Origin of the sequence: Paenibacillus sp. J31TS4 (genome assembly GCF_018403265.1) — a bacterium.
GTDB lineage: Bacteria > Bacillota > Bacilli > Paenibacillales > NBRC-103111 > J31TS4.
In genome coordinates, this window is sequence record NZ_BOSI01000008.1 from 65,975 (window position 1) to 87,828 (window position 21,854).

Consider the following 21,854-nt stretch of genomic DNA (forward strand, 5'->3'; position numbering starts at 1 on the left):
GCGATCACACCCTTATATTCGTCACTTTGCGGACGAGGAAGATCGTCAGCGCAATGCCGAGCAGGAAGAACAATCCAAGGATCATCCCGATCGGCTTGAACAGCGGATCGAGGAAGCCATCCACGATCTTGTTCATCATCAGCAGCAGGAAGACCGGGATGAACGGCAGCATATACGAGACGTACCGCTGCTCGGCGGTCATCGTTTTGATCTCCTGCTGGAGCAGCTTGCGCTCATCCAGTGTCGTGCCCATATCCGACAGAATCGAATACAGGTTGCCGCCCGCTTTTTTCTGAATGAGCAGCATGGCGACGAACAGCTTGTATTCCCGGCTTGGTACCCGCTGCTCCAGGTTCCTCAGAGCCTTGTCGAAGTCGGTGCCGAACCGCATCTCCGAGACAACCCGCTGAAACTCCGACTTGGCTGGCTCCGGAATTTCCTGGGCAACCAGCGCGAGTCCCTGCGTCAGCGTCATGCCCGTGCGCGTTGCGTTGGCCAGAATCCGGCACACTTCAGGCAGCTGATCGTTCATCCGCTCCTGTTGCTTGTTCTTTCGTAGGAAGAAAAACAGCAGCTGGAGCATAAAGAGAAGTCCGGCGGACAGCAGCAGGTTGAGCGGAAAGCCGATGTTGAGGAAATTGTTGAAGAGATAGACGCCCGCCATCATGCCGACCAAGAGGAAGCCGAGATACTCCGACGGGGTAAGCCCGACGTTCGCTCTCTTCAGCCGCTTCTGAATCGGTTCCGCGTAACGGCTCTCGTCGAACCGGGTACCCAGCACGACAATGAAGCTGCTGCGCTTCTCCTCCTTCTCGTACAACGACGCCATCTGCTTCTTCCACTCCCGCTTCTCCGCCCGGTAGCCGAGGTAGAAGTACCCGGCGGCGAGAAATAGCAGGACGGCAACCGTGAATAGAGCGGCTTCAATCATGCGCTCACCTCCTGCTTCGGCACAAAGATGGAGTCGTCGAGCTCGATGCCGAACGTTCGGATGCGTCCGAGGCACTCCGGCACGACACCGGTGGCGGTGAAGTAGCCCTCCACCCGGCCGTCCCGGCCGATGCCGACCCGCTTGAACTGGAAAATCTCCCGCAGCTGGTTGTCTCCCTGACCATCCCGGACAACCTCCGCGATGGAGACGATTTTCCGGGTGCCGTCCGTCAGACGGAGCGACTGTACGATCAGGTCGAGCGCGCCGACGATGTATTCGCGGATAATGCTGCTCGGCAGCTCTAGCCCTGCCATGATGACCATCGATTCGACCCGGCGGAGCGCGTCGGCCGGCGTATTGGCGTGGACCGTCGTCAACGACCCTTCGTGGCCGGTATTCATCGCCTGCAGCATATCGAACGCCTCCCCGCCGCGAACCTCTCCGACGATGATCCGGTCGGGGCGCATCCGAAGCGCGTTGCGGACGAGCTGTCGGATGCTAATCTCGCCGGTCCCTTCCACGTTGGCCGGCCGCGCTTCCAGGCCGACGACGTTGGGCCGGTCGATTCTTAGCTCGGCCGAGTCCTCAATCGTGATGACGCGCTCCCCGTAGGGGATCAAGGAGGCCAGCACGTTCAGCAGCGTCGTCTTGCCGCTGCCGGTTCCTCCCGAGATCAGCGTGTTGAACTTGGACTGGACGACCGCTGCCAGGAACTGTCCCATCGGCTCGCTGAACGAGCCGAAGCGGAGCAGGTCGTGCATCTGGAACGGCTCCTTGCGGAACTTTCGGATCGAGACGAGCGTGCCGTTCAGGCTGACCGGCGGGATAACGGCGTTGACGCGGCTGCCGTCGGGCAGCCGCGCGTCGACCATCGGAGAGCTTTCGTCGACCCGTCTGCCGATCGGCGCGACGATCCGGTCAACGATGTGGCGGATGTGGGCTTCGTCGCGGAAGGCGATGCCTGTCTGCTCGAGCCTCCCGCTCTTTTCTATGTAAATTTCCTTGGGTCCGTTGATGAGAATCTCGGTAATGTCGGGGTCGTGGATCAGCGGCTCAAGCGGCCCATAGCCAACCGACTCATCGAGAATCCGGGTCAGGATATTCTCCTTGTCCTGACGGGAGACGATGACTTTCTCCTCCGCCATGAACTGGTTGACGATCATCTCGATGCGGACCCGAACTTCTCCTTGCGAGGTGTTGGTCAGCAGATCGAGATTCGCTTCCTTAAGCAGCCGGTTCTTGTAATGCTCCACCAATTGGTCGATATACGGATTCGAGAGAGAGACGGCTGCCGCGCGTCCCGCCGGCTGCCTGGTGTTCGTATTCGATTGAAACAAGGACACTGCGCTTCTCTCCCTCCTACGTAATGAGCCCGTGGACCCACTTCTGGATGTCCTTGGCGAACGGCGGGATCTTTTTCTCGTTCGCCGTCTTGCGGAGCGGCTCTCCCTTATTGAGCGGAGACTGCAGCCCCTTGATGTCCTGCCGGACCACCATCTCCACTGGGTAGCTGACGAACTCATCCATATCCTTGGGCTGCAGCTCGCTGTGGTTGCCGATCCGGTTATAGATCATCCGGAGCCGTTCGTTCGTGTTCATGCCGAGCCGGAAAAACAGCGTCTCGGCCTTCTTGAACGTCCGGATGGACGGAGTATCCGGCGTCAGCACGTAGAAGATCCGGTCGGCCTCCTCCATCGCGGTATAGGTGACGGCGTTCATCTCCGTAGGCAAATCGACGATGACGAAGTCGAAGTTCCGGCGGCAGACGCGCAGGAGCGACGCGATGAACTGGTCAGTCACCTTCTCGGCAATTTCACCGTCAGCCGGGCTGAGCAGAATTTCGAGCTGGGAGTGTGGCTCCCGCTCCGTTACGTTGTGAATATGGCCTTCGTTCAGTTCCTCCACGACGGGCTGCAGGTCGGCGAGCGACCGGGCGGAATCGATCGAGAATAGCGTCTCAATGCCGCCGTACTGCAGGTTGAGGTCGATCAGCAGCACATTCGCGGTCGATTCCAGCTTCAGCGTCTGGGCGAAATTCGCGGCGATCAGCGTCTTGCCCGAGCCTCCCTTGGCGCTGTAAAAGGAGTAGATTTGGCCCCGCCCCTTCTTGAATACGGACGCGCTCGTCTCCTGCTCGCTCTTCTTCAGCTGCTCCACCTGCTGCAGGATGAGGGGCATCCGGTTATGGAGAAGCGTCATTTCCTCCGGGAGGACGAAAAAGTCGATCGCACCCGCGCGCGTCACCTCGCGCAGAAGCTCGAAGTTTTGGCTTCGCGCGACGACCGCAACCCGGACTTGCGGGTTCAGCGACACCATGTACTGGATAGCCTCGACGGTATTCTCCTTGTCGCTGTGCACCATCAGGACGAAGTCGGGCGAGATGCGATCGAATTCAACCGGAATATCATCCGGCGCCAGCCGCTCGGTCGCATAACCGGCGAACAGAGGGTCCAGCTGGGCGAAGTAAGAGGGGTCGCTGCTTGCGACCAGAATCTTGAGGTCTTTGCTCATCGTTTTTCATTCCCCCACCATTTTCCAAACAGTTCGAGTAGTGTGACATAAGGCACCGGCTCCCTGAGGCGTCCGCGGCGAGCCGGTCCAGGCCGAGCCGGCCGTTATCCGGCCGGGGGCTGTGCTGCATCCGCGGGCGGGGTCGGCGTCGGCGTCGCCGAGGGAGACGGCGACGGCGAAGGACTCCCGGCCGGCTGGGCCGGACGGTCGTTCTTGCCGACGTTCGCCTTCAGCACCCTGATCTGATCCGCATAGTTCTCTACGTGGATCAGCTTGGGCGCGTCCTTCTCCGAGATCTCCACCCCAATCGCGGCCAGAGCGTTGCCGGACCGCAGCACGTTCGACACGAGCACATCCTTCATGAACACAGTGGTTTGCGGCTTGCCGTCCACATTCTGCGATACGATGAGATCCACCCGATCGTTCACCTCAAGCTCCTGATCGAACCGGATCTTCTGGCTGGCATAGACGGCGACGAGGCGGTTGTTCTCGTTCTGCACGTTGGTTGCCTGCTTCAGGATGCTGTCCGTGATGAGGTCTCCTTCCCGCAGCGGAACGACGAAGACGCGGCCCTGCAGCTGTGCCGGATCGGTCACATGCGAGGGATTGACGAATTTGTTCGGAATGTCGATGGTCTTGACGTCGTCGGGCCGGATGACCGTCCGGGAGGGAATGTCCTTCGCGGCCACATAGACCTTGGTCATGCCTCCGAGCTGATTGTTGAGCGTTTGAACTTGTCGAAAGAACAGGTAGCCCGCCGTAGCAGCAAATAATAGAGAGACTATTAAAAAGATAGAAGCTTTACGTTTGGATTCGAGCATAGAATGGGACTCCTCCGGCGATCGTGCTAAATTATGTAAAAGGTTTGCTGTCTTTGGCAATCTGGCTTCTGGCATTTTAATGGATATTGCAAAAGGCATCAATAAAACTATGTACCTACTCGCCTGCCGGCTTGACAGCACCTGGGACCAAATGTCCTAGATGATAAATAACCAGGAAACTTTTTCCTGAAACATGAAATTTGGACGATTTTGCTATATGCTAATGGGAGCCGAGAATTAGGAAAAGAAGAGAAGCCGGCAGCCGGCTTCTCTTCTTTGGGACAGGACTGCTTATTTTTTCTTGACTGCCTTTTTAAGCGGTTTGCGGTATCCGCTGCGCAGCACCTCGGCGAAGCCGGACGGCACGCGGGCGCTTCTTTGAATCCGGTCGATCTCTCTGGAGCTGAGCCGTCTGCGGGACATGACGAAGGAAGAGGTCACATCGTTGAAATCGCTGAGGAAAGCTACATCTTGCGGGCCGTGGAAGACGCGTCGGTCCCCCTGGTAGTTGATGTCGGCAAACAGCACAAGCGTGCTGCGGCCGCCATCCTCGAATTCAAAGCTCGACAGAACGTCGTTGAAATTGAATTCGACCAGGTTGCGGACGCCCAGGTTTCCGCGGAACCGCAAGCGGCGGCCCGAGAAGTTCGCATCCGCCCAAAGCGTGAGGCGGGGCGTGCTTTGGAGAATCGTTCCCGTTTTCTTCTTGATCATGGAAGTTCACCTCCTTCTGCTAGCATTCTATGAATCTCTCAAAGCGTTGGTATGAACGGTTGCCCTTGCTGATGTAAAGAGGCGATTCTTCCCATCCCTTCCAGAAAAAAAGGGGCAAAGGTCCCAAGAAAAATAAGGAAAAAAGAAGCATACGAAATTTTGCAAAAACTCCGATAATCGGCGGAAAGGAAGTCTCTATCGTGTCGAAGCACCTAACCGGACAAAGAAAAAGAGGGGAGGAAAAAGTCCTGCAACCGTTTTCCAAAAGGAACGCAGTCCTAGGCGGCCCGCTAAGGAAACTAGCCGCCGCGCTCGTTCTGCTTCTGCTGCCGGCTCTACTCCTGACCGGCTGCGGCGAGGACCGTTCCTATTCCGTCGACCGCGTCCAAATCGCTGCCAAGCTGGGAACGGACGGGGACTTGTATGTCGAGGAGCTGTTTACCTTTACCTTCCAAGGAGCCTACAGCCGGACCTCCCGTTATCTGGATGCCCGCAAGGAGGGGGATGTGACGTTCTTCGAGGCGTACGAACCGCCCGCGGACCGGACGCTAGGCCAATACGGCTACAAAGGGCTTACCCGGCTCCCCGTGGAATGGGAGGCTTCAAGCGGCACCTTCTATGTGGAGCAGCCCGCAAAGGACGAGACCCGTTCCGTCTACTACCGTTACCGGATTCCCGGAGCAGCGGTCCGGTACGCCGATACCGCTCTGCTAGACTGGTCCTTCCTGGCGGACAATAACACCGATCTTCACGAAGTCTCGCTGGAGCTTACCCTCCCCGGCACCTCCGAGCCTCCAAACGCCTATCTCTACGACCGGACGGGGGGTACGCTTACGAGGACCGCGAACGGGAAGCTCCGATACGAGAATGCGAAGCTGCTCTCGCAGGAGAATGCCCGCATGACGGTTTATTTGCCCGCCGAAGCGCTTGCCGAAGCGCCCTTACAACACGAAGCGCTGGGGATCGCCGAGCGGATCGGGAAGGAAGAAGCGTATGCTGGACGGTTGGCCGATCGAGAGCGGAGACTGGCTTCGATCCGGGACGTCGCCGTCCTGCTGAACTACACGCTGGTCGCCGCGATCGCCTACCAGGTACTGCACCCCTTCCTCGCCGGACTCGGTTCCCGGGAATCGGCGAGGGAACGGGCCGAGCGGATGGACCCCGTCCGTCTCGTCTACCTGTACCGGAACGGACGGCTTCGCTTCGGCGACACGCTGGCCGGGATTTTCTCCCTGGAACGGCGGGGGCTCATCACAATGAGGAGAGTGCCGGCCAAGGAACGCTTCCAGGCAGATGACAAGGCGCCGAGCGAGCTGCCCGAATTCCGGTTCGCCGGCATCTCGAGCAAGCTCGGCGCCGCCGACCTGCACCTCGTGCAGTGGCTCTTCCGTCAGCGCTCCGAGCAGGGAGGCCACGTCCTCTCGCTGGACTCGGTGTCAGGGCCGACGCGAACGGAAAGGAAGCAAAAGAAGCATGCCGGCAAATATGTGCAGAGGGGCCGCCGGTTCGCCCGGCAGTTCACAACCTGGATGCAACTGCTTGAGCAAAACCCCGAGCAGGCGCCCCCGCTGGGCGTGCATCCCGTGCTCCGGGCGGGCGTCCCCGCCTTGGCAGTGCTCCATCTCGGACTCGTCCTCTGGCTCTTCGATGCCGACGGAGCCTCCCCCAAGTCGCTGCTGCTCGCCGCCGTACTGCTCGGGGTGCTCGGAATCGCCGCTTCCTACTTGTACCGAAAGCGCGGCGTCATGACCGCCTTCCTGATCGGCTGCTTCGTCGCGGCAGCCAATCTGATCGACGAGACGGCGGTCATGCCTTACCTGTACGGCGTCCTCCTCTCGCTTCTCCTCCTCTGGCTGCTGCCCAAGCTGCGGTTCAGCCGGGAGGAAGCGGCCGACCGGCGAGCCATCCTCGCCTGGCGGAGGAGTCTGGCGGCCGGAGGACAGCTCGACCGGCGCGAGGCGGACCGGGCCGCAGACCGCGTCGGGCGGATGACGCAGGATGCGATCCTGCTTGGCGTCGCCTCCCCCTTCCTCCGCCGTCTGAAGCGCCGACATCCCGGGCTGGCCGCCGCTGCGGCGGAGCGGACGCCGCTGGCCGATCCGGCCATGGCGGACGCGCTCGCCTACGTGTCAGGCTCCTGGAGCGGGGTCGCTCTCGGCTCCTCCGGCTCCAGCAGCGGAGACAGCTCCTCCGATTCCGGCTCCTGGTCGTCCGACAGCGGAGGCGGTGGAGGCGGCGGTGACGGAGGAACCGGCGCCGACTAGGGTAGCGCATAGGTGCAACGACAAAAGGGCAGGAAGCCGATTCGGCTTCCTGCCCTTTTGCTGCTTCGCTTTTCCTTGACCGGTACCGGCGAGCCGCAAGGTCCTGCTCCCGTTCCGACAGCTGTGCAGTGCTTTTCCCAGTTGCCGTTCCTCCGTAGTTCAGCGGCCGCTGTCTCTGTTTTGCGTCAGTCCGGCACTCTATGCGGGATGACCGGCCAGCCGGCCGCCCCGTGTCAGCACGGCGTCAATCGCCCGGTGCGGCAGCCGCCGACTCTTCCTCTGCGAGCCCCGCCTCCTCCAGCTCGTAGCCATTGGCGGCCGCCCAGCGCCCAACGAGCAGCTCGTACAGCTCGTCGAGCGGCAGGGCGACTGCGGTTTGGGCAATATTGACGGGGGCGTCCACCATTCTCCGGTTCGCTTTCATCAGAAGCCTCTTCCACGTCCCCTGCCGGTCGAGGAAGCTCTCCGGATCGTGCAGCCTAATGCCGATGAATGCCTGATTCATGAAGACGTACAGCTTAAGATCCTCCATCTCATCCCACCGGATCCGCCCTCCTCCGATTGCAGAGGATTGGTCGACGATCCCTTCGTCGTCCACGACGAGAGACGGCGTTCTGCGGATGAAGCGCAAGAGCAGATAGGCCAGGCAGAAGCCGAAGAACAACGTACAGATGATGCCGATACCCGCAATCGCCGCCGATTCCTCTTCCCCGAGTCCGACCGCCGTCAGGAGAATACCGAGCAGGACGAATACCAGAGCCGAGACCAGCAGACCGAAACTCTTTTTGCGGCTTGGATATTCTACATACTGTTGACCAATATCGTTCATGCCGATTCCTCCTCCTTCATGACAAATAGACGGGTCCGTCGTACCATTCCTTGATCCGTTCCTCGGCCCCCTCCAGCACCTCCTCATCGAAGCCGTCCAGCTCGTTCAGCTTTTGGAGGCGCTCCTCCAGCGGCAGTTCCTGAAAGGAGCAGACGTTCCAATTGGCGAGGTGCTGGATAGCCTCTTCGAATTCCAGCCGGTCGTACGCCAAATAGGCTTTGTACAGATAGCAGCTGCCGAAGCCGGGCGCCAGCTCAAGCGCCTGGTCGAATGCCTCCTCCGCGCCTTCCTGGTCTCCGAGCCGGTAAGAAGCCAGCCCGACATGATAATAGCCGACCGGACTGTCCGGGTACAGGTCCGCATACTGCTTGGCGTAGGAGCGCGATCCCAGGTAATCCTCCTGCCGGTAACGGATATAGCCGAGCAGGCTGAGCAGATCGGAGTAGCCCGGATCGGCCTGGAGGCCGGCCAGGCAGTCTCTCTCCGCATCCTCCAGCCGGTCCTGCTCCAGGTAGGAGCGGGCCCGGCTCTCGTAATAGACCGGATACCCCGGCGCATGCCGAATCGCGTCGGAGAAGGAGGTCAGCGCCAGCTCTGCCTGCCCCATGCCGTCCAGAATATGCCCCATCGCATGGTGATAGCTGCCGGACCGCAGCAGCCCCGGATCGAGCTCGGCCGCGCGCCGGAGATCGAGCAGCGCGTCGTCGTACCTCTCCTCCCGGAAGTACGCAAAGCTGCGCTTCATCCGGAAGTCCGGCTCCTCCCTCATGTTTATGGCCCGGGAGTAGGACTCCTCCGCCTGGCGGTACATGCCAAGCTCCTTGAGAATATCGCCCCGCTGAACCTCGTTGAGCGGGTCGTCGTCCTCCAGCTCGAGCAGCCGCTTGTTCGCCTCCAGCGCCTCCTCGTTGCGCTCTTGCCGGTAATAAGAATCCGCGATCCAATACCGGTACAGCGGATGCTCAGGGTACTCGGCGGCACGCTCCAGCGCAAAGGCGAGCACCTTCTCTTCCTGCTGGCGGGCGCGGAAGAGACAGATCCGCTGGTAATCGACATCCGTCAGCCGTCCGCCAAGCTCCAGCGCCCGATCCAGATCACTTGCGCATGGCTCCCAGCGCTGCAGCTGGCGGTTCAGATTGGCGCGCAGCAAATACAACCCCTCGTCCTCCGGATAGCGCTCAAGCGCTCCGTTGACGACCTCGAGTCCTTCCTCGCTGTCGCCCCGATTCAAGAGCAGCACGGCCAGGTCTCTGCGGAACGCCGCCGTCCGGTCGACCTCCGTTTGGAAGGTCCGGAAGGCTCCCGGCCCGTAACTGGTCCGCTCGTAGATCTCCCTCTCTCCCGAGTCCGGCAGCACCTCGAACAGCCCATGCCGCTCGATCGCCCGCTTCAAATAGACGATCGCTTCCTCGTCCTTGCCCAGCAGCTCAAGCACCTTGGCCAGCCGGTACGCGAAGATGGGAATTTCCTTGTCCTCATACGTGAGCACCTTCCGGAAGATCCGCTCGGCTTCCTCGTACTGCTCCGCATGATAGTAGCACATGCCCAGCTCGTAATACGTGGAGACGACCGAGTCCTCGGGCTCCCGCTTGACGCACTCCTCAAGATCACGCGTCGCTTCCTCGTACCGGCCCAGGTCCTTCAGGGCCAGCCCCCGGGTGTACCAGTACATGAACGGATCGGGATTGAGCCGGATCGCCTGCTCCAGATCGTCCAGCGCTTCCTCCTCCCGGTCTTGCTCGCGCAGAATATGGGCCCTCCGCTCGTAGCCGAAATCGGATTCACAGCGGGCCAGCACCTCACCGAGCAGCTCCAGCGCGCGTTCGGACCGGCCCAGTTCGTGATGGATGACGGCGACGTTGACCTGGTCCCTCTCCGGCAGCTTGGCAAAGGCAACCTTTTCGTAGGCTTTGAGCGCTTCCGGCAGGTTCCGGCCGGTGAGCAACCGCCTCCCTTTTTTCGTATAGTAGTTGGCAAACAGCTTCATGGTTTTCCTCCCCTGGATTGTATCCGGATCCCCGTCCGGCCGCTTCTGTCAGATAAGGCAGAAGAAAGAAGTAGGACTTGGTACGCAGCAACCGCCCGCGCCGTTTCAGATTCTTTCTCCGTTCCTCATCCCGGGCTGATTCCCGTTTCCTGTCTTTACGATAAATCAAAATGACCGAAAGCACAAAAAAAGCAGACGACTTTCCGGAGAAACTCCGGAAAGTCGTCTGCCGTGTGTATCGGCGCACCGCTGCCCGCCCGCCGCTGGCCTCTCCTCCACAAGGGGGAAGACCGTTGGAAAAACCGGACAGAAGAAACTGCATGCTTCTCCGAACTCCCTGCTCCCTTTAGGGGGCCATGGAATCGGCGGGGGCCGCCGAGGTGAAGCGGAAATGATCGAAATACAGCGTCTGCGGAACGGTTTGCTTCCACATCCAGATCTCGATTCCCTTGATCTGGGTTCTATCGAGACTCACCTGCTCCAGTGGGATGCGGATCGTCTTGCTGGTGCCTCCCCTGATGGTCTGTAGGAACGTATCGTCGGTCTTGCCGTTCGTTTGGTGGAACTTGACATAGAAGGTAACGTCCTTGCCCGGATTGTACACATCGAATTCCAGATTGCGGAACGAAGACCAGTCCGCGCTGCGGAAACCTTTGCCTGCTTCGAACAGCCGCAGGTTCGGGAAGTTGACGTTTGCCCGGAAGACCGCCTTCATCGCATGCTCGCCCTGCGTCACATGCTCCTCCGTCAGCGACAGATCGACCGTGGAGGTGGTGAACCGCTTCACCGCCTGGGCTGTTTCCACATTGTTCAGCTCGATGCTGTAAGGCGCGGACGTTTCTTGAACGGCGAGCACCCGGTTGATCGTCTGTGTCCCGCCGGCATGCGTGACGACGATGTCGGCGTTATGGACGCCATGGCCGAGCTCCAGCGTCATGGAGAACCGGTCGTAGCCCGCTTCCCCTCCTGCCAGCGTCATCGGCTGTCCGTTCAGCGATGCCTGGGCGCCTTTGGGCGCAAACACCGTCATTTCACGGACACCGTCAGCTGGCTTGCCTACCGTCACAAGAGACGGTCCGGCATTCTTTCCAGCCGTCAGCTCCTCGGCAATTTCCTTGCGGACCTGCAGAACGTTATCGGGATTTTCCTCGAATGACCTTACGGCCTTGTAGAGCCGGTCGTAGAACGGCCGGACCGCATCCCGGTACGGGAAGGTTTCCGCGATGCCGAGCGCCTCGGCTTTGCTGCGCAGCAGCTGCTCATACTGGTACAGGTATTCGTAATCCTCCATGCTTTCGCGGAGCACCTCGAGCCGGATGGTGCCGACCGGCCCGTCGATTCCGACCTCCGTGCCCGGATAGAACAGGTAGCCGTCGCCGTTCGCGCCCGGGAATGCCAGCGGATCGGTCCAGACGTCCCGGCTCACGTATTTCTTTTGGACGGAATCGTATTTCTGAAATTGGGTCGTCGCCCAATAAAGCGTACCCTCTACACCGTAATCCCGCTGCATCCATGCGAGCAGCCGAGTGCCGACGAGATCGTCGTCCAGATGGTAGGAAGGAAACGGGTGCTTCGGCGTTACGCACGTGTACCACCACACGTGATCCCCGGCCTCCTGCCGGGCGTGGGCATACTCCGGATCGAACTTGTCGATCTCCGGCGTCCAGATATCGACATGGCCGGTCAGCTCGTCGACCGGCTGGACGGTTACCAGATGCGGGACGTCGGGAGCGGCCTGCTCCAGCGCAGCGTTGATCACCTTAACCCGGCCGTATTTGTCCTGTGCGGGCTCGTCGATCTCGCTCACGTAGTAATAGCCCTTGGCGAGCAGTCCCCGTACCCGCAGCTTGTCTACCAGTTCCTTCATCCGGGCTACGTCCGGCTCTCCCTGTGCCGTCCGGTAATAGGGAAGACGGAAGGCCGATACCCGCGGATCGTTAATATACTTCGGTGCCCGCTCGACGTACTGATCAATGTCGCTGTCGGGAATCGGCAGGTAGCCGGGAGTCAGCCGATGCTCGACCGAGGCCCAGTAGTATTTCTCGATGTACTGCCACGCTTCTTCCCCGACGACGCCGCCGTGGACCTCCTGGATCGGGCCTCCCCAAACCGAGAAGGCGGTCTTGGCGTGGCTTTCGTCGCTCAGCTCGAAGTCCCAAACGGTCATCTCAACGGGAATCCGGACGGGGTTACCCGTTTCGTGCAGCGTGAGCTCGCCCTTGTACAGGCCGGCAGGCTGCCCCTTCGGCACGTGCACCTTGATCCAGATGCCCTGGTTATGACCGGCCTCCACCTCCAGCATGCCCTCGAGCGGAACAAGCGCGTCCGGATACCAGCCCTTCGGATAGGTGGGCGTCGTCGACGTGGTCACCTCGATGTAATGCTGCCGGAACAGCTCGATATTACCGCTGTCCAGCTTGGCCGGGCCGCCCTCCTGCTTCAGCTCGCTGATCGAGACCTGCAGCTTGCGGAGCGCTCCTCCGTCCGCCTTGACAATGACCTGGCCGCTCTCGTATTCGTTACGCGCCGCGCCGAGCTCCAGCTTGGCATTGGGCGCGGACGGGAACGGCTGGTCGCGCAGCACCTTCTCCGTATTGGTGGGCACCCACACCTGGAACAGCGGGTCGGTCTTGGCGTAGGCGGGGGCGCCGATCGTCCAGAGCATTACGGCGGACAGCAGGACCAGGAGCGTGGAACGTTGCATTCGCATAAACGTGCGCATCGACATTTCTTGGCCTCCTCTTGGCATATTGGAATAGAAAATGAAATCAAAAAGAGAGCATCCCCGGGACTGACCGGTCCTTCGAGGATGCTCTCGTGCTGCCTGTTACTTTTTGTAGCGCTCGTAGGCGGCGTTATAAATTTTCATGTAATCGTTCAGCCCCATCTTCTGGATCGTGCTGACGTATTTGTCCCACTCGGAGAACGGGATGTCGCCGACCACGAATTTGGCAGTCATCTCATCCACATACTTGTTCAGGTCCGTGCTGATCGGGGTGAACTGCACGAGCTCCTCCTGCGTGTAGGTGAACGGCGCCCACACCTCCTTCGGCCAGTTCGGCTCCACCTTCTTGGCCGCCGCCATGCTCTCCGGCGTCGATTCGCCGCCCTTGAACGTCTTGGCGGTCAGCATCGCCGGGTAGAAGCCGCCCGCCCACGACAGGAACTTGGACTGCTCCTTCTTCGCTTCCTCCGTGTAGTCGATCGTGCCGTCCGGCTTCTCGACATAGCTGACGTCCTTGACGCCCATGAAGAACAGCTTGCTGCCTTCTTCGCCGTAGAAGTGGTCGATCCAGCGGACTGTCGCTTCCGGATTTTTGTTCTTGTTTGTGATGACGAACGCACCGACGTCGATGAGCGGGGACCGGGCTCTGGAGAAGATCTGATCCCCGTGCGGCCCTTTCAGCGTAGGCGCGCCGACGAAATCCTTGATCGTAACGCCGGAAATCGCGTGCGGGCTGTTCGTCTCCGAGGAGCCGACGCGGCCTTCGGCGAGCAGCGCGTTGACCTCGGGCCCTTTGATCGTCATCAGGTTGTCGACCATGAGGCCTTCCTTGTACAGCTTGTTCAAATATTCCAGCACTTCCTTGTACCGAGGATCGGTCGGGATGAACCGCAGCTTGTTCGTGCTCGGATCCATATCCACGCGGGGATGGATGCTTCCGCGGTTGCCCAGGCCCCAGGCTCCCTTCAGCTCTTCGAGCAGCGAGCCATACCCGCTCCCCGCGTAAGGAATCTCGTCGGCCTTGCCGTTCTTGTTCAGATCGGTCGTTTTAACCGCTTTCAAGTATTGGTAATATTCCTCGGTCGTCGTCGGCTCCTTCATGCCCAGCGCATCGAGGAACGCCTTGTTGTACCATAGCTTGGTTCCGATAAGCACCGACTTGAAGTCGGGATCGTAGAAGGTCGGGAACGAGTAGATTTTGCCGTCCGGCATCGTCAGTCCCCGCTTGACCTCCGGCTGGCTGTCCAGCAGCTTCTTGAAGTTCGGAGCATACTTGTCGATCAGGTCGTTCAGCGGGATGAAGATTCCTTGCCCGCCGTAGTTCATAACGTCCGCGGCCGACAGCCGGGCGGTGTGGAACGCGTCCGGATAGTCGCCGCTCGACAGAACCAGGTTGCGCTTCTCCGCCAGGCTCTCTGCCGGCGTCAGCTGGAAGTCCACCTCGATGTTGGTCAGTTTGGCATATTCCTTCCAGACCGGAAGCTCGTTCCAGTTTGCCGGGGCCGAGGCCGCCTTGCCGGCGAAGAAGGTCAGCTTGATCGGCGTTTCGACGATCGGGAATCCGCTCGTCTTGACGTTCGTATTGCCATTCTCCTTGTTCGCGTTAGCATCGTTGCCGTCCTTGCCGCTGCATCCGGCGAGCACGCCGGTCGTCATGACGCCGGCCAGCAATGCCGAAGCGATTCGATTATACTTCTTCATTCAGGACCTCCCGCTTTCTTCTATATTTGCGAACAAGAGCTGCACTAGCCCTTGAGAGCGCCGACCAAAAATCCTTTCATAAAGTACTTCTGCAAGAAGGGATACAGCAGCAGCACCGGCAGGTTCGCCACGATGACGATGGCGTACTTGATCGCCTCGGCTTCCATCAGATGCTTCTGCACCGACAAATCCATGCTGCCCGCCATCTGGTCGACCTCGGATTTGATGAGGATCTCCCGCAGGAACAGCTGGAGCGGATATTTGGACCGGTCCGTCAAGTAGATCAGCCCGTTGAAGTAGGCGTTCCAGTGGCCGACGCTGTAGAACAGCACCATGACGGCGATAATCGGCATCGAGAGAGGGAGCACGATCCGCCAGAGCGTCTGAAGGTTCGAGCAGCCGTCGATGGCCGCGGACTCCTGGATTTCGTTCGGAATGCTCGTCTGGAAGTAGGTACGCATGATGATGATGTTCCATACCGACACCGCACCCGGAATGATGAGCGCCCACATCGTGTTCATCATGCCGAGGCTCTTGACGAGCAGGTAGGTCGGGATGAGGCCGCCGCTGAAGAACATGGTGAAGACGATGAAGCCGGTAATGACGTGGCGGCCCGAGAAGTCGATGCGGGACAGCGGGTAGGCGGCCATGATCGTCATGACGAGGTTGATCGCCGTTCCGACAACCGTGTACAGAATCGTGTTGCTGTAACCAGTCCAGATCTCCTTGTTCGTGAAGATGCGCTCATAGCCGACCAGCGACAGGTCCTTGGGGAGGAGCCACATCTCTCCTTTCGATACGGTGAGGGGATCGCTGATGGAGGCGCTGGCGACGAACACGAGCGGGTACAGGACGAGGAGCAGCACGATGCCCAGGATGGCATAGACGGCGATGCCGACCGTGCGGTCAATGGCGGTTTCTTTCACGGGAATCCCCCTCCTTTACCATAGGCTGGTCTCGTTGACCCGCTTGGCGAATCGGTTGACGAGCACGAGCAGAATGAAGTTGATGACCGAATTGAACAGGCCGACCGCGGCAGAGAAGCTGTACTGCGCGCCGACGATCCCCCTCGTGTAGACATACGTCGAGATGACGTCGGAGCTCTCGATGTTCAGGTTGTTCTGCATCAGGTAGATCTTCTCGAATCCGACGCCCATAATGTGGCCGACGTTCAGGATGAGCAGGATGACAACTGTCGGCATGATGCCCGGCAGGTTGACGTGCCAGATGCGCTGGAGCCGGTTGGCTCCGTCCACGCGCGCCGCTTCGTGGAGCGTCGGATCGATGCCGGCTAGAGCCGCCAGGTAGATGATCGAGCTCCAGCCCATTCCCTGCCAGACGCCGGAGAACACGTAGATGGTTTTGAACCACCCCGGCTCGGTAAGGAACGAGATCGGCTTGCCGCCGAAGAAGACGATAATGTGATTGACGATGCCGTACTGGGGCGACAGGAACATGAAGATCAGGCCGACCATGACGACAGTCGACAGGAAGTGCGGTGCATAAGTAACCGTTTGCACAATTCGTTTGAAATGCTTGTTGCCGACTTCGTTGATGAGCAGCGCAAGAAGGAGTGGAATCGGGAAGCCGATGAGCAGCTGATAGAGGCTGATTCCCAGCGTGTTCTTGATGAGCCTCCAGAAGTAGTAGCTTTCAAAGAACCGTTTGAAGTGATCGATGCCCGTCCATTGGCTTCCCCATATGCCTTTGGCGGCTATGAAGTTTTTGAAGGCGATCTGAACGCCGTACATGGGGAAATATTCAAAGATGAGGAAATAGGCGATGACCGGCGTGATTAACAGGTATAGATCCCAATTTTTGCGCAGAGATCTGCGAAATACTCTCCATCTCGTGTGCCTAGCCTTGACGGGCTTGGCAGCAGGTGCAAGCGTTGTGTTCACGTGCTCTCCCCCTGTTTCATTCGTGCAGGCTTGGCAGCTATGTCCGCAGCAGCGGCGCGGACGATCCGCTCATCCAGAGCTCCGCCGGTTTGACCGGGACGACCATCCCGCCCGCGCGCATCGATTCGGTGGCGGCGCAGCCGACCGCGACGCTCATCCGTCCGGCCAGCGGCGGGGCGACCGGCTCCTTCCCGTCTAGGATCATCGCCACGAAATCGTCGCAGATTTTCGGGTCCGCTCCGTTATGAGAGCCTTCCGCCTGCTTGATGTCGTAGACCCGGTCCGACAGATCTCTCCAAGTATGCGAGATGCGGGACTTGAGATAGACCTTTTGCTCCCGTTCGTTGTTCTCGATCCGCCCGCGGGTTCCGATAATTGTGTAGTTGCGCTCGTAATCGGGCGTGAACTGGCACTGCATGTACGAGGCCTTGATTCCGCCTTCGAGCTCCATCAGCACCATACTGTTGTCCTCGACGTCGACCTCCTCGCGGAACGCGCACTGGACAAGCGGGCCGGTCTTGGCCTCCGGGCAAGTCTCCTTCTCGGCGCAGGCCGGACAGGTGAGGTCGTTCGGCTTATCGCCACCGAAATAATCGACGCCTCCGAAAGCGCTTACTTTAGCGGCGTATCGGCCAGTAAGCCAATGAATGATGTCGATGTCGTGGGAAGCCTTCTGCAGCAGCAGCGAAGTCGTGTTGCGAGAGCTGCCGTGCCAGCTGTGGTAGTAATAATCGCTGCCCAGTCCGACAAAATGCCGCACCCAAACCGCCTTCACCTCGCCGATGTCTCCCGAGTCGATGATCTCCTTCATCGTCCGGTACATGTTCATGTACCGCATGTTGAAGCCGATCATGAACTGCTTGCCCGACTCGCGCCACGCCTCCAGAATCCGGTCGCAGCCGTCGACGGTAATGCTGAGCGGCTTTTCGCAATAGACATGCTTGCCGGCCTGCAAGGCCGCTACCGCATGCTCGGCGTGGCAGTGGTCCGGCGAGGTGACGACGATCGCGTCGATGTCGCTGCGTTCCAGCAGCTCCCGGTAATCAAGCGTGACATACGCTTCGGGATTGACCCGTTCGCGGAACTTCTCGAGCCGGTCCGCCCGGATGTCCGCTCCCGCAACGACCACCGATCTGCCTCCAGGCTGGTGCCAATATTTCGTGAATCCGGCTCTCCAGCCGAGTCCGATCACGCCAATCCGCAATTGTTCCATTGTGCCGTTTCCCCTTTCGCTCGTATAGTTTGGGCCCAAACTTTTGTCCAATCTGCAAAAAAAATCTCCCGACTCCCGTTTTATAGACGGGAGACTTGGGTAGATTGCCGCTCAATCAGCTGATGAGGCATCACCATCCGGTACGGCAGCGGGTTGTCGCCCTTCATCTGATCCACCAGCGACTTGGCCGCCATGATGCCGATCTCGCTCTTCGGGATATGAACCGTCGTAAGAGGAGGCGACGTATACTGGGACACCTCGATATTGTCGAGGCCGACGAAAGCGATATCCTCAGGAATGCTCTTCTCGCGCTCGGCCGCCGCCCGCATCGCCGAGATGGCTAGCATGTCGCTTGCAGCGAACACGGCTGTCGGGACGTCCGACCCGGATCCGCTGAGCAGCTCGAGCATCTGCGTATAGCCGACATTGACATCCCAGCCGGTATTGATCACGAACCGCCGGTCGATCGGCAGGCCGGCTTCCTGCATGGCATCCCGGTAGCCGCGGTACCGCTTCTCCCGCTCCATATCTCCGGTCAGTCCCGCGCCGCCGATGAAGCCGATGCGCTCGTGTCCCTGCTCGATCAGATGACGCACGGCCGACTTCGCCGCTTCCACCCGGTCGTACGTGATGACGGGAACAGTCGGATCGGTGATGTCGATCCCGACCACCGCGGGCACCGTCTGCTTGATGGAAGCGTATACGTCGGCCGGAACCCCTTCTATGACGATCATGCCGTCGAGACTCCGCTCCTCCGCATATCTCCCCATGGCGATCCCGTCGCCGATCTCCTCTAACGTGATGACCGAGACGAGGGAGCAGCCCAGCTCCCCCAGCTTCTTCTCGATGCCCGCGAGGATGGGCGAGAAATAGGGATGATTGTATTTGGTCTGGGAAACGGAAACGAGACAGCCCGCGCGATAAGCGGGTTTTCCCGAACGCCTGGTCTTGGCAGGAGCGTCCGCTTTCGTTTCGCTAGAGGCGTAGCCCAACTCCTTGGCGGCTTTCCAAATCTTGGACTTCGTCTCCATGCTGATATGTCTGCTCAGATCGTTGTTCATAACACGGGAAACCGTCGAGATCGAGACGCCGACATGTTGTGCGATATCTTTAAGTGTAGGCAACTAGTCGATACCCCTTTGCTAGTAGTAATAGTAGACGAGCTGTCTAAGAGCTTCTGCGCATCGAACTCATCGCCCCGGGTTGGGGAAGCCAGATCAACCCAAACTTCGTGCAATAAACCCAAATTTTGGGCGCAAAACCAACGTCCTAATCGTAGCAATCTACCCAAAACCTGTCAATCCTTTTTTTGCCAAATTTGGCTTTGGGCCAAACAAAAAACCGACCGGCTTTTGCCGATCGGGTGACTTCCTCGGATTAACGATCCTATGCGTATTCTCGTCCCGGCCCCTTCTTGTTTCTGCCTAGCCGAGCTTGTGGTCGTCCCTACCGTACCTGTCTTTTGTCCTGACGGCCTCTTATACAAATCGGCCATGATCCGGAATCGCCAGCCGGTCGAATTGCTGGCTAAGCCGGGCGAGACCAGCCGTTAAGGCTGCTCCTTCCATCGGCCTGCCGTGGCCGGTGATGGCGGTGGCCGGCTGCAGCGCCTCCAACTTCTTCACGGACTGCCAGGCCGACTGCCAGTCGGTCGTGAAGTACCGCGGCGGGCCGTTCACCTCTTCCTTCTGGATCAATACCTGGTACAGCGAATCCTGCCGGACGGTGATGAAGGCATCTCCTGCCAGCAGGGCCCGGTCCGAGTCCCGGAAGAGCGAGATGTGACCCGTCGAATGGCCAGGCGTATGCAGCCAGCGCCACCCCGGCATGGGTGGCACCGAGCCGTCAGCCGGCAGCGTATGCAGACGACCGCTCAGATCGACCGGCTCGTTCGGGAACAAGCCCGCCATCTTGGCGATGAGCCCTCCCTCCACACTCGGATCCGGCTCCGGATAGGGAGATTCTCCGATCAGAAACGGCCGCTCCTGCTCATGGGCATAGACCGGCACGTCCCACTGTTCGGCGAGCTGGCGCACTGCCCCGACATGGTCGAAGTGTCCGTGCGTCAGCACGATCGCCTTCGGACGCGTCCCCTTGCCGAATCTTTCTTCGGCCGCTTTCGTGATGGCATCCGCCGAACGGGGCATGCCGGCGTCGACGAGCACCCAGCCCTCTTCCGAACCGGGATCGCCGACGAAAGCAACGTTCACAATCTGTACGGTCAGGCAGTACAGATCGGGGCTCACCTCCCGCCCTTCCCCGCTTGTCACCGAAGTCATCGGAATCCATTTGTCCTCCAGCGTCTTATCCGTCATCGCTTCCGCCTCCTTGATGCGCATTTGGGATAGTATGCCACCTCGGCGCTCCTTCATCCCTCTTTTGTCCCTCGTTCACTTGTTTAGCAAAATGCCGTTTAATATGCTGTTCTCCCTCTTACTCATCTCTCCTCCATCCTTACCCACAAACATAACCAGCAAGCAAGGATATCCATTCCACTTAAGAAGACGTTACTGTTTATTGTTGACTAAACACTGTTTTGTATATAAAATTATGACCATTCGCAAGCGTTGGCCGTTCGGCACTTGTTAAGTAAACAAAATGAAAGCGGTGCCAATTGGGTGGAAGTGAAGGCCGTACGCTGGCGGTAACTTCCCGCCAAGAAATGGCGGGCTCTCCCGGTTCCCTGCCGGGATCAATGGGGGGCCTGCGAGCAAGAAGCGAAAGGAGGATGCGCATGAAACGGCTCGGATTTGTCCTGCTCCTGTTCTTGATGCTCGTCAGTCTCACGGCCTGCGGAGGGGAGCGCGCGGTAGAGGCCGGCGCGGATGCGGGGGGCGGAACGCTGAGAGTCGCGCTGAACAGCGAGCCGACCACTCTCAATCCCTACATATGGGCGGCGCTGAACGACCGGAACGTGTTTTTGCAGCTGTACAACAGCTTGATGGAGTATGACCCCCAGACGCTGAAGCCGGTGCCCGGTCTCATTCGGGAGGCCAAGGCGAGCGAGGACGGGTTGACTTACACCTTCACTCTCCAGGAAGGGGTTACGTTTCATAACGGCAAGCCGATGACCGCCGACGACGTCAAAGCGTCGCTGGCCAAGGCGATGACACCCGAAGCGACCCGAACGGCTCCGCTGCTCAAAGCGATCAAAGAAGTTAAAGTCGACGGGGACCGCCAGCTGACGGTGCTGCTGAACAACCGGGACTCGCTGCTGCTCGATTCGCTGGTCGAGGTATTCGTCACGCCGAACGACCCGTCGATTGACCACAGCAAGCATCCGGTCGGAACGGGGCCGTTCAAGCTGAACGCTTGGGTCCGCAATGAGAAGGTCGTCCTCGAGAAGAACGAGGCGTACTGGAAGCAGGGGCTTCCCAAGCTCAGCCGGCTCGAATTCGTCCCGATTCCGGACGCCGAGGTCAAGACGCTGCAGCTGCTGAACGGGCAGGTGGATTTCATCGACATCGCCCCGATTACCCGTCTAGGGGAAATCGAGAAGAGCACCGATTATCAGCTGGCGAGGCTGGGAGAAGAATCGGCGATTCAAGACCATCTGATGCTGATCAACAACGCCAAGGCGCCTATGAACGACCGGCGGTTCCGCAAGGCGCTCGATTACGCTCTCGACCGGGAAGTGATAAAGAAGGCTCTGTTCGGCAATTTCGTCGTTCGCAGCGGCCCGCTTCCCGACTCGCACGAAACCGCCAACCGGGACATCCCGAAGACCACGATGGACAAAGCAAAAGCCAGGGAGCTGCTAAAGGCGAGCGGCTATAAGGGTGAACCGGTCGAGCTGCTCTACCACAAGATTGATTCGATGTACGACATCGTGGCCCAAATTGCCGAACAGTCGCTCAAGGACATCGGTGTCAACGTCACGCTGCGAGGCGTCGAGATAGCGCAGTTCAGCCAGCTGGTTTTCACCAAGAAGTCCTACGATTTGGCGCTCACCGGCATCGTGCCGAAGCCGAACCCGGTCGATATGCTGAACCATCCGTTCGGCAAGACGAACGGCGCCTCCATGCAGTGGCAAAGCAAGGAATGGGCCGCCAACCTGCTGCGGGTCAGCCAGCTGCCCGAGGCCGAAGGCCGCGAGCTGCTGAAGCAGCTGCAGAGCCAGCTGGCCGACCAAATGCCGGGCATCATCGTGGGCGGCCTGATCCAGACGCCGGCAATGAGCCGCGCCGTCTCCGGCTTTGTCCCCAATCCGCAGTCCAAGCTGTATTTCGAGACCGTGTCAGTTTCCAAGAAGTGACG

At 59.6% G+C, this 21,854-nt stretch carries 16 protein-coding genes; 2 read left to right on the forward strand and 14 right to left on the reverse strand.

The features are described from left to right. Positions 1-4: 4 nt before the first annotated feature. From KJS47_RS21905 to KJS47_RS21920, 5 genes are all read right to left on the reverse strand, one after another. The gene (locus tag KJS47_RS21905) at positions 5-931 is read right to left on the reverse strand and encodes a type II secretion system F family protein (protein ID WP_213527736.1); all 927 of its coding nucleotides are present in this window, start codon (positions 929-931) and stop codon (positions 5-7) included. Continuing rightward, on the reverse strand, positions 928-2,274 hold the full coding sequence (locus tag KJS47_RS21910; RefSeq protein WP_249716645.1) for a TadA family conjugal transfer-associated ATPase: 1,347 nt from the start codon (positions 2,272-2,274) through the stop codon (positions 928-930). The genes KJS47_RS21905 and KJS47_RS21910 overlap by 4 nt, the downstream gene beginning before the upstream one ends. A 16-nt stretch (positions 2,275-2,290) precedes the next feature. Beyond that, entirely contained in the window at positions 2,291-3,442 is a 1,152-nt protein-coding gene (locus KJS47_RS24195; RefSeq protein ID WP_249716647.1) for a CpaE/TadZ family protein, read from the reverse strand. Positions 3,443-3,546: 104 nt separating this feature from the next. Beyond that, complete coding sequence (gene cpaB / locus KJS47_RS21915; protein ID WP_213527740.1) at positions 3,547-4,263, reverse strand: Flp pilus assembly protein CpaB; 717 nt, start codon at positions 4,261-4,263, stop codon at positions 3,547-3,549. Between the two features lie 291 nt (positions 4,264-4,554). Then, entirely contained in the window at positions 4,555-4,977 is a 423-nt protein-coding gene (locus KJS47_RS21920; RefSeq protein ID WP_213527741.1) for a beta/gamma crystallin family protein, read from the reverse strand. A gap of 200 nt (positions 4,978-5,177) precedes the next feature. Here KJS47_RS21920 and KJS47_RS21925 point away from each other — a divergent pair, with 200 nt between their 5' ends. After that, positions 5,178-7,241, forward strand: a complete 2,064-nt coding sequence (locus KJS47_RS21925; RefSeq protein WP_213527743.1) for a DUF2207 domain-containing protein — start codon at positions 5,178-5,180, stop codon at positions 7,239-7,241. Positions 7,242-7,485: 244 nt separating this feature from the next. Here the strand turns inward: KJS47_RS21925 and KJS47_RS21930 are convergent, their stop codons facing one another. The 9 genes from KJS47_RS21930 to KJS47_RS21970 form a co-directional block, all read right to left on the reverse strand. Then, on the reverse strand, positions 7,486-8,070 hold the full coding sequence (locus KJS47_RS21930) for an STM3941 family protein (protein WP_213527745.1): 585 nt from the start codon (positions 8,068-8,070) through the stop codon (positions 7,486-7,488). A 16-nt stretch (positions 8,071-8,086) separates the two neighbouring features. Beyond that, complete coding sequence (locus KJS47_RS21935; protein ID WP_213527747.1) at positions 8,087-10,057, reverse strand: tetratricopeptide repeat protein; 1,971 nt, start codon at positions 10,055-10,057, stop codon at positions 8,087-8,089. 346 nt (positions 10,058-10,403) lie between these two features. Beyond that, positions 10,404-12,785: a DUF4091 domain-containing protein gene (locus KJS47_RS21940; protein WP_249716649.1), complete on the reverse strand. Its 2,382-nt coding sequence runs from the start codon at positions 12,783-12,785 to the stop codon at positions 10,404-10,406. 99 nt (positions 12,786-12,884) lie between these two features. Then, a complete protein-coding gene (locus KJS47_RS21945; protein ID WP_213527749.1) occupies positions 12,885-14,483 on the reverse strand; it encodes a type 2 periplasmic-binding domain-containing protein in 1,599 nt (532 codons plus the stop codon). Positions 14,484-14,527: 44 nt separating this feature from the next. After that, complete coding sequence (locus KJS47_RS21950) at positions 14,528-15,409, reverse strand: carbohydrate ABC transporter permease (protein WP_213527751.1); 882 nt, start codon at positions 15,407-15,409, stop codon at positions 14,528-14,530. A gap of 15 nt (positions 15,410-15,424) precedes the next feature. Then, positions 15,425-16,384, reverse strand: a complete 960-nt coding sequence (locus KJS47_RS21955) for an ABC transporter permease (protein WP_213527753.1) — start codon at positions 16,382-16,384, stop codon at positions 15,425-15,427. A gap of 37 nt (positions 16,385-16,421) precedes the next feature. Beyond that, complete coding sequence (locus tag KJS47_RS21960; RefSeq protein WP_213527755.1) at positions 16,422-17,597, reverse strand: Gfo/Idh/MocA family protein; 1,176 nt, start codon at positions 17,595-17,597, stop codon at positions 16,422-16,424. Between the two features lie 80 nt (positions 17,598-17,677). Continuing rightward, entirely contained in the window at positions 17,678-18,721 is a 1,044-nt protein-coding gene (locus KJS47_RS21965) for a LacI family DNA-binding transcriptional regulator (RefSeq protein WP_213527757.1), read from the reverse strand. 354 nt (positions 18,722-19,075) lie between these two features. Continuing rightward, positions 19,076-19,912 (reverse strand): MBL fold metallo-hydrolase, encoded by an 837-nt coding sequence (locus KJS47_RS21970; RefSeq protein ID WP_213527759.1) that lies wholly within the window; start codon positions 19,910-19,912, stop codon positions 19,076-19,078. Positions 19,913-20,331: 419 nt separating this feature from the next. Between KJS47_RS21970 and KJS47_RS21975 the strand changes: the two genes are divergently transcribed. Continuing rightward, entirely contained in the window at positions 20,332-21,852 is a 1,521-nt protein-coding gene (locus KJS47_RS21975) for an ABC transporter substrate-binding protein (RefSeq protein ID WP_213527760.1), read from the forward strand. Positions 21,853-21,854 lie beyond the last annotated feature (2 nt).

Excerpts from the sequence above, each read along its gene's own strand:
- KJS47_RS21905 (WP_213527736.1), bottom strand. The coding sequence starts at position 931 with ATGATTGAAGCCGCTCTATTCACGGTTGCCGTCCTGCTATTTCTCGCC.
- KJS47_RS24195 (WP_249716647.1), bottom strand. The coding sequence starts at position 3,442 with ATGAGCAAAGACCTCAAGATTCTGGTCGCAAGCAGCGACCCCTCTTAC.
- cpaB (WP_213527740.1), bottom strand. The coding sequence starts at position 4,263 with ATGCTCGAATCCAAACGTAAAGCTTCTATCTTTTTAATAGTCTCTCTA.
- KJS47_RS21920 (WP_213527741.1), bottom strand. The coding sequence starts at position 4,977 with ATGATCAAGAAGAAAACGGGAACGATTCTCCAAAGCACGCCCCGCCTC.
- KJS47_RS21930 (WP_213527745.1), bottom strand. The coding sequence starts at position 8,070 with ATGAACGATATTGGTCAACAGTATGTAGAATATCCAAGCCGCAAAAAG.
- KJS47_RS21935 (WP_213527747.1), bottom strand. The coding sequence starts at position 10,057 with ATGAAGCTGTTTGCCAACTACTATACGAAAAAAGGGAGGCGGTTGCTC.
- KJS47_RS21940 (WP_249716649.1), bottom strand. The coding sequence starts at position 12,785 with ATGTCGATGCGCACGTTTATGCGAATGCAACGTTCCACGCTCCTGGTC.
- KJS47_RS21945 (WP_213527749.1), bottom strand. The coding sequence starts at position 14,483 with ATGAAGAAGTATAATCGAATCGCTTCGGCATTGCTGGCCGGCGTCATG.
- KJS47_RS21960 (WP_213527755.1), bottom strand. The coding sequence starts at position 17,597 with ATGGAACAATTGCGGATTGGCGTGATCGGACTCGGCTGGAGAGCCGGA.
- KJS47_RS21970 (WP_213527759.1), bottom strand. The coding sequence starts at position 19,912 with ATGACGGATAAGACGCTGGAGGACAAATGGATTCCGATGACTTCGGTG.
- KJS47_RS21975 (WP_213527760.1), top strand. The coding sequence starts at position 20,332 with ATGAAACGGCTCGGATTTGTCCTGCTCCTGTTCTTGATGCTCGTCAGT.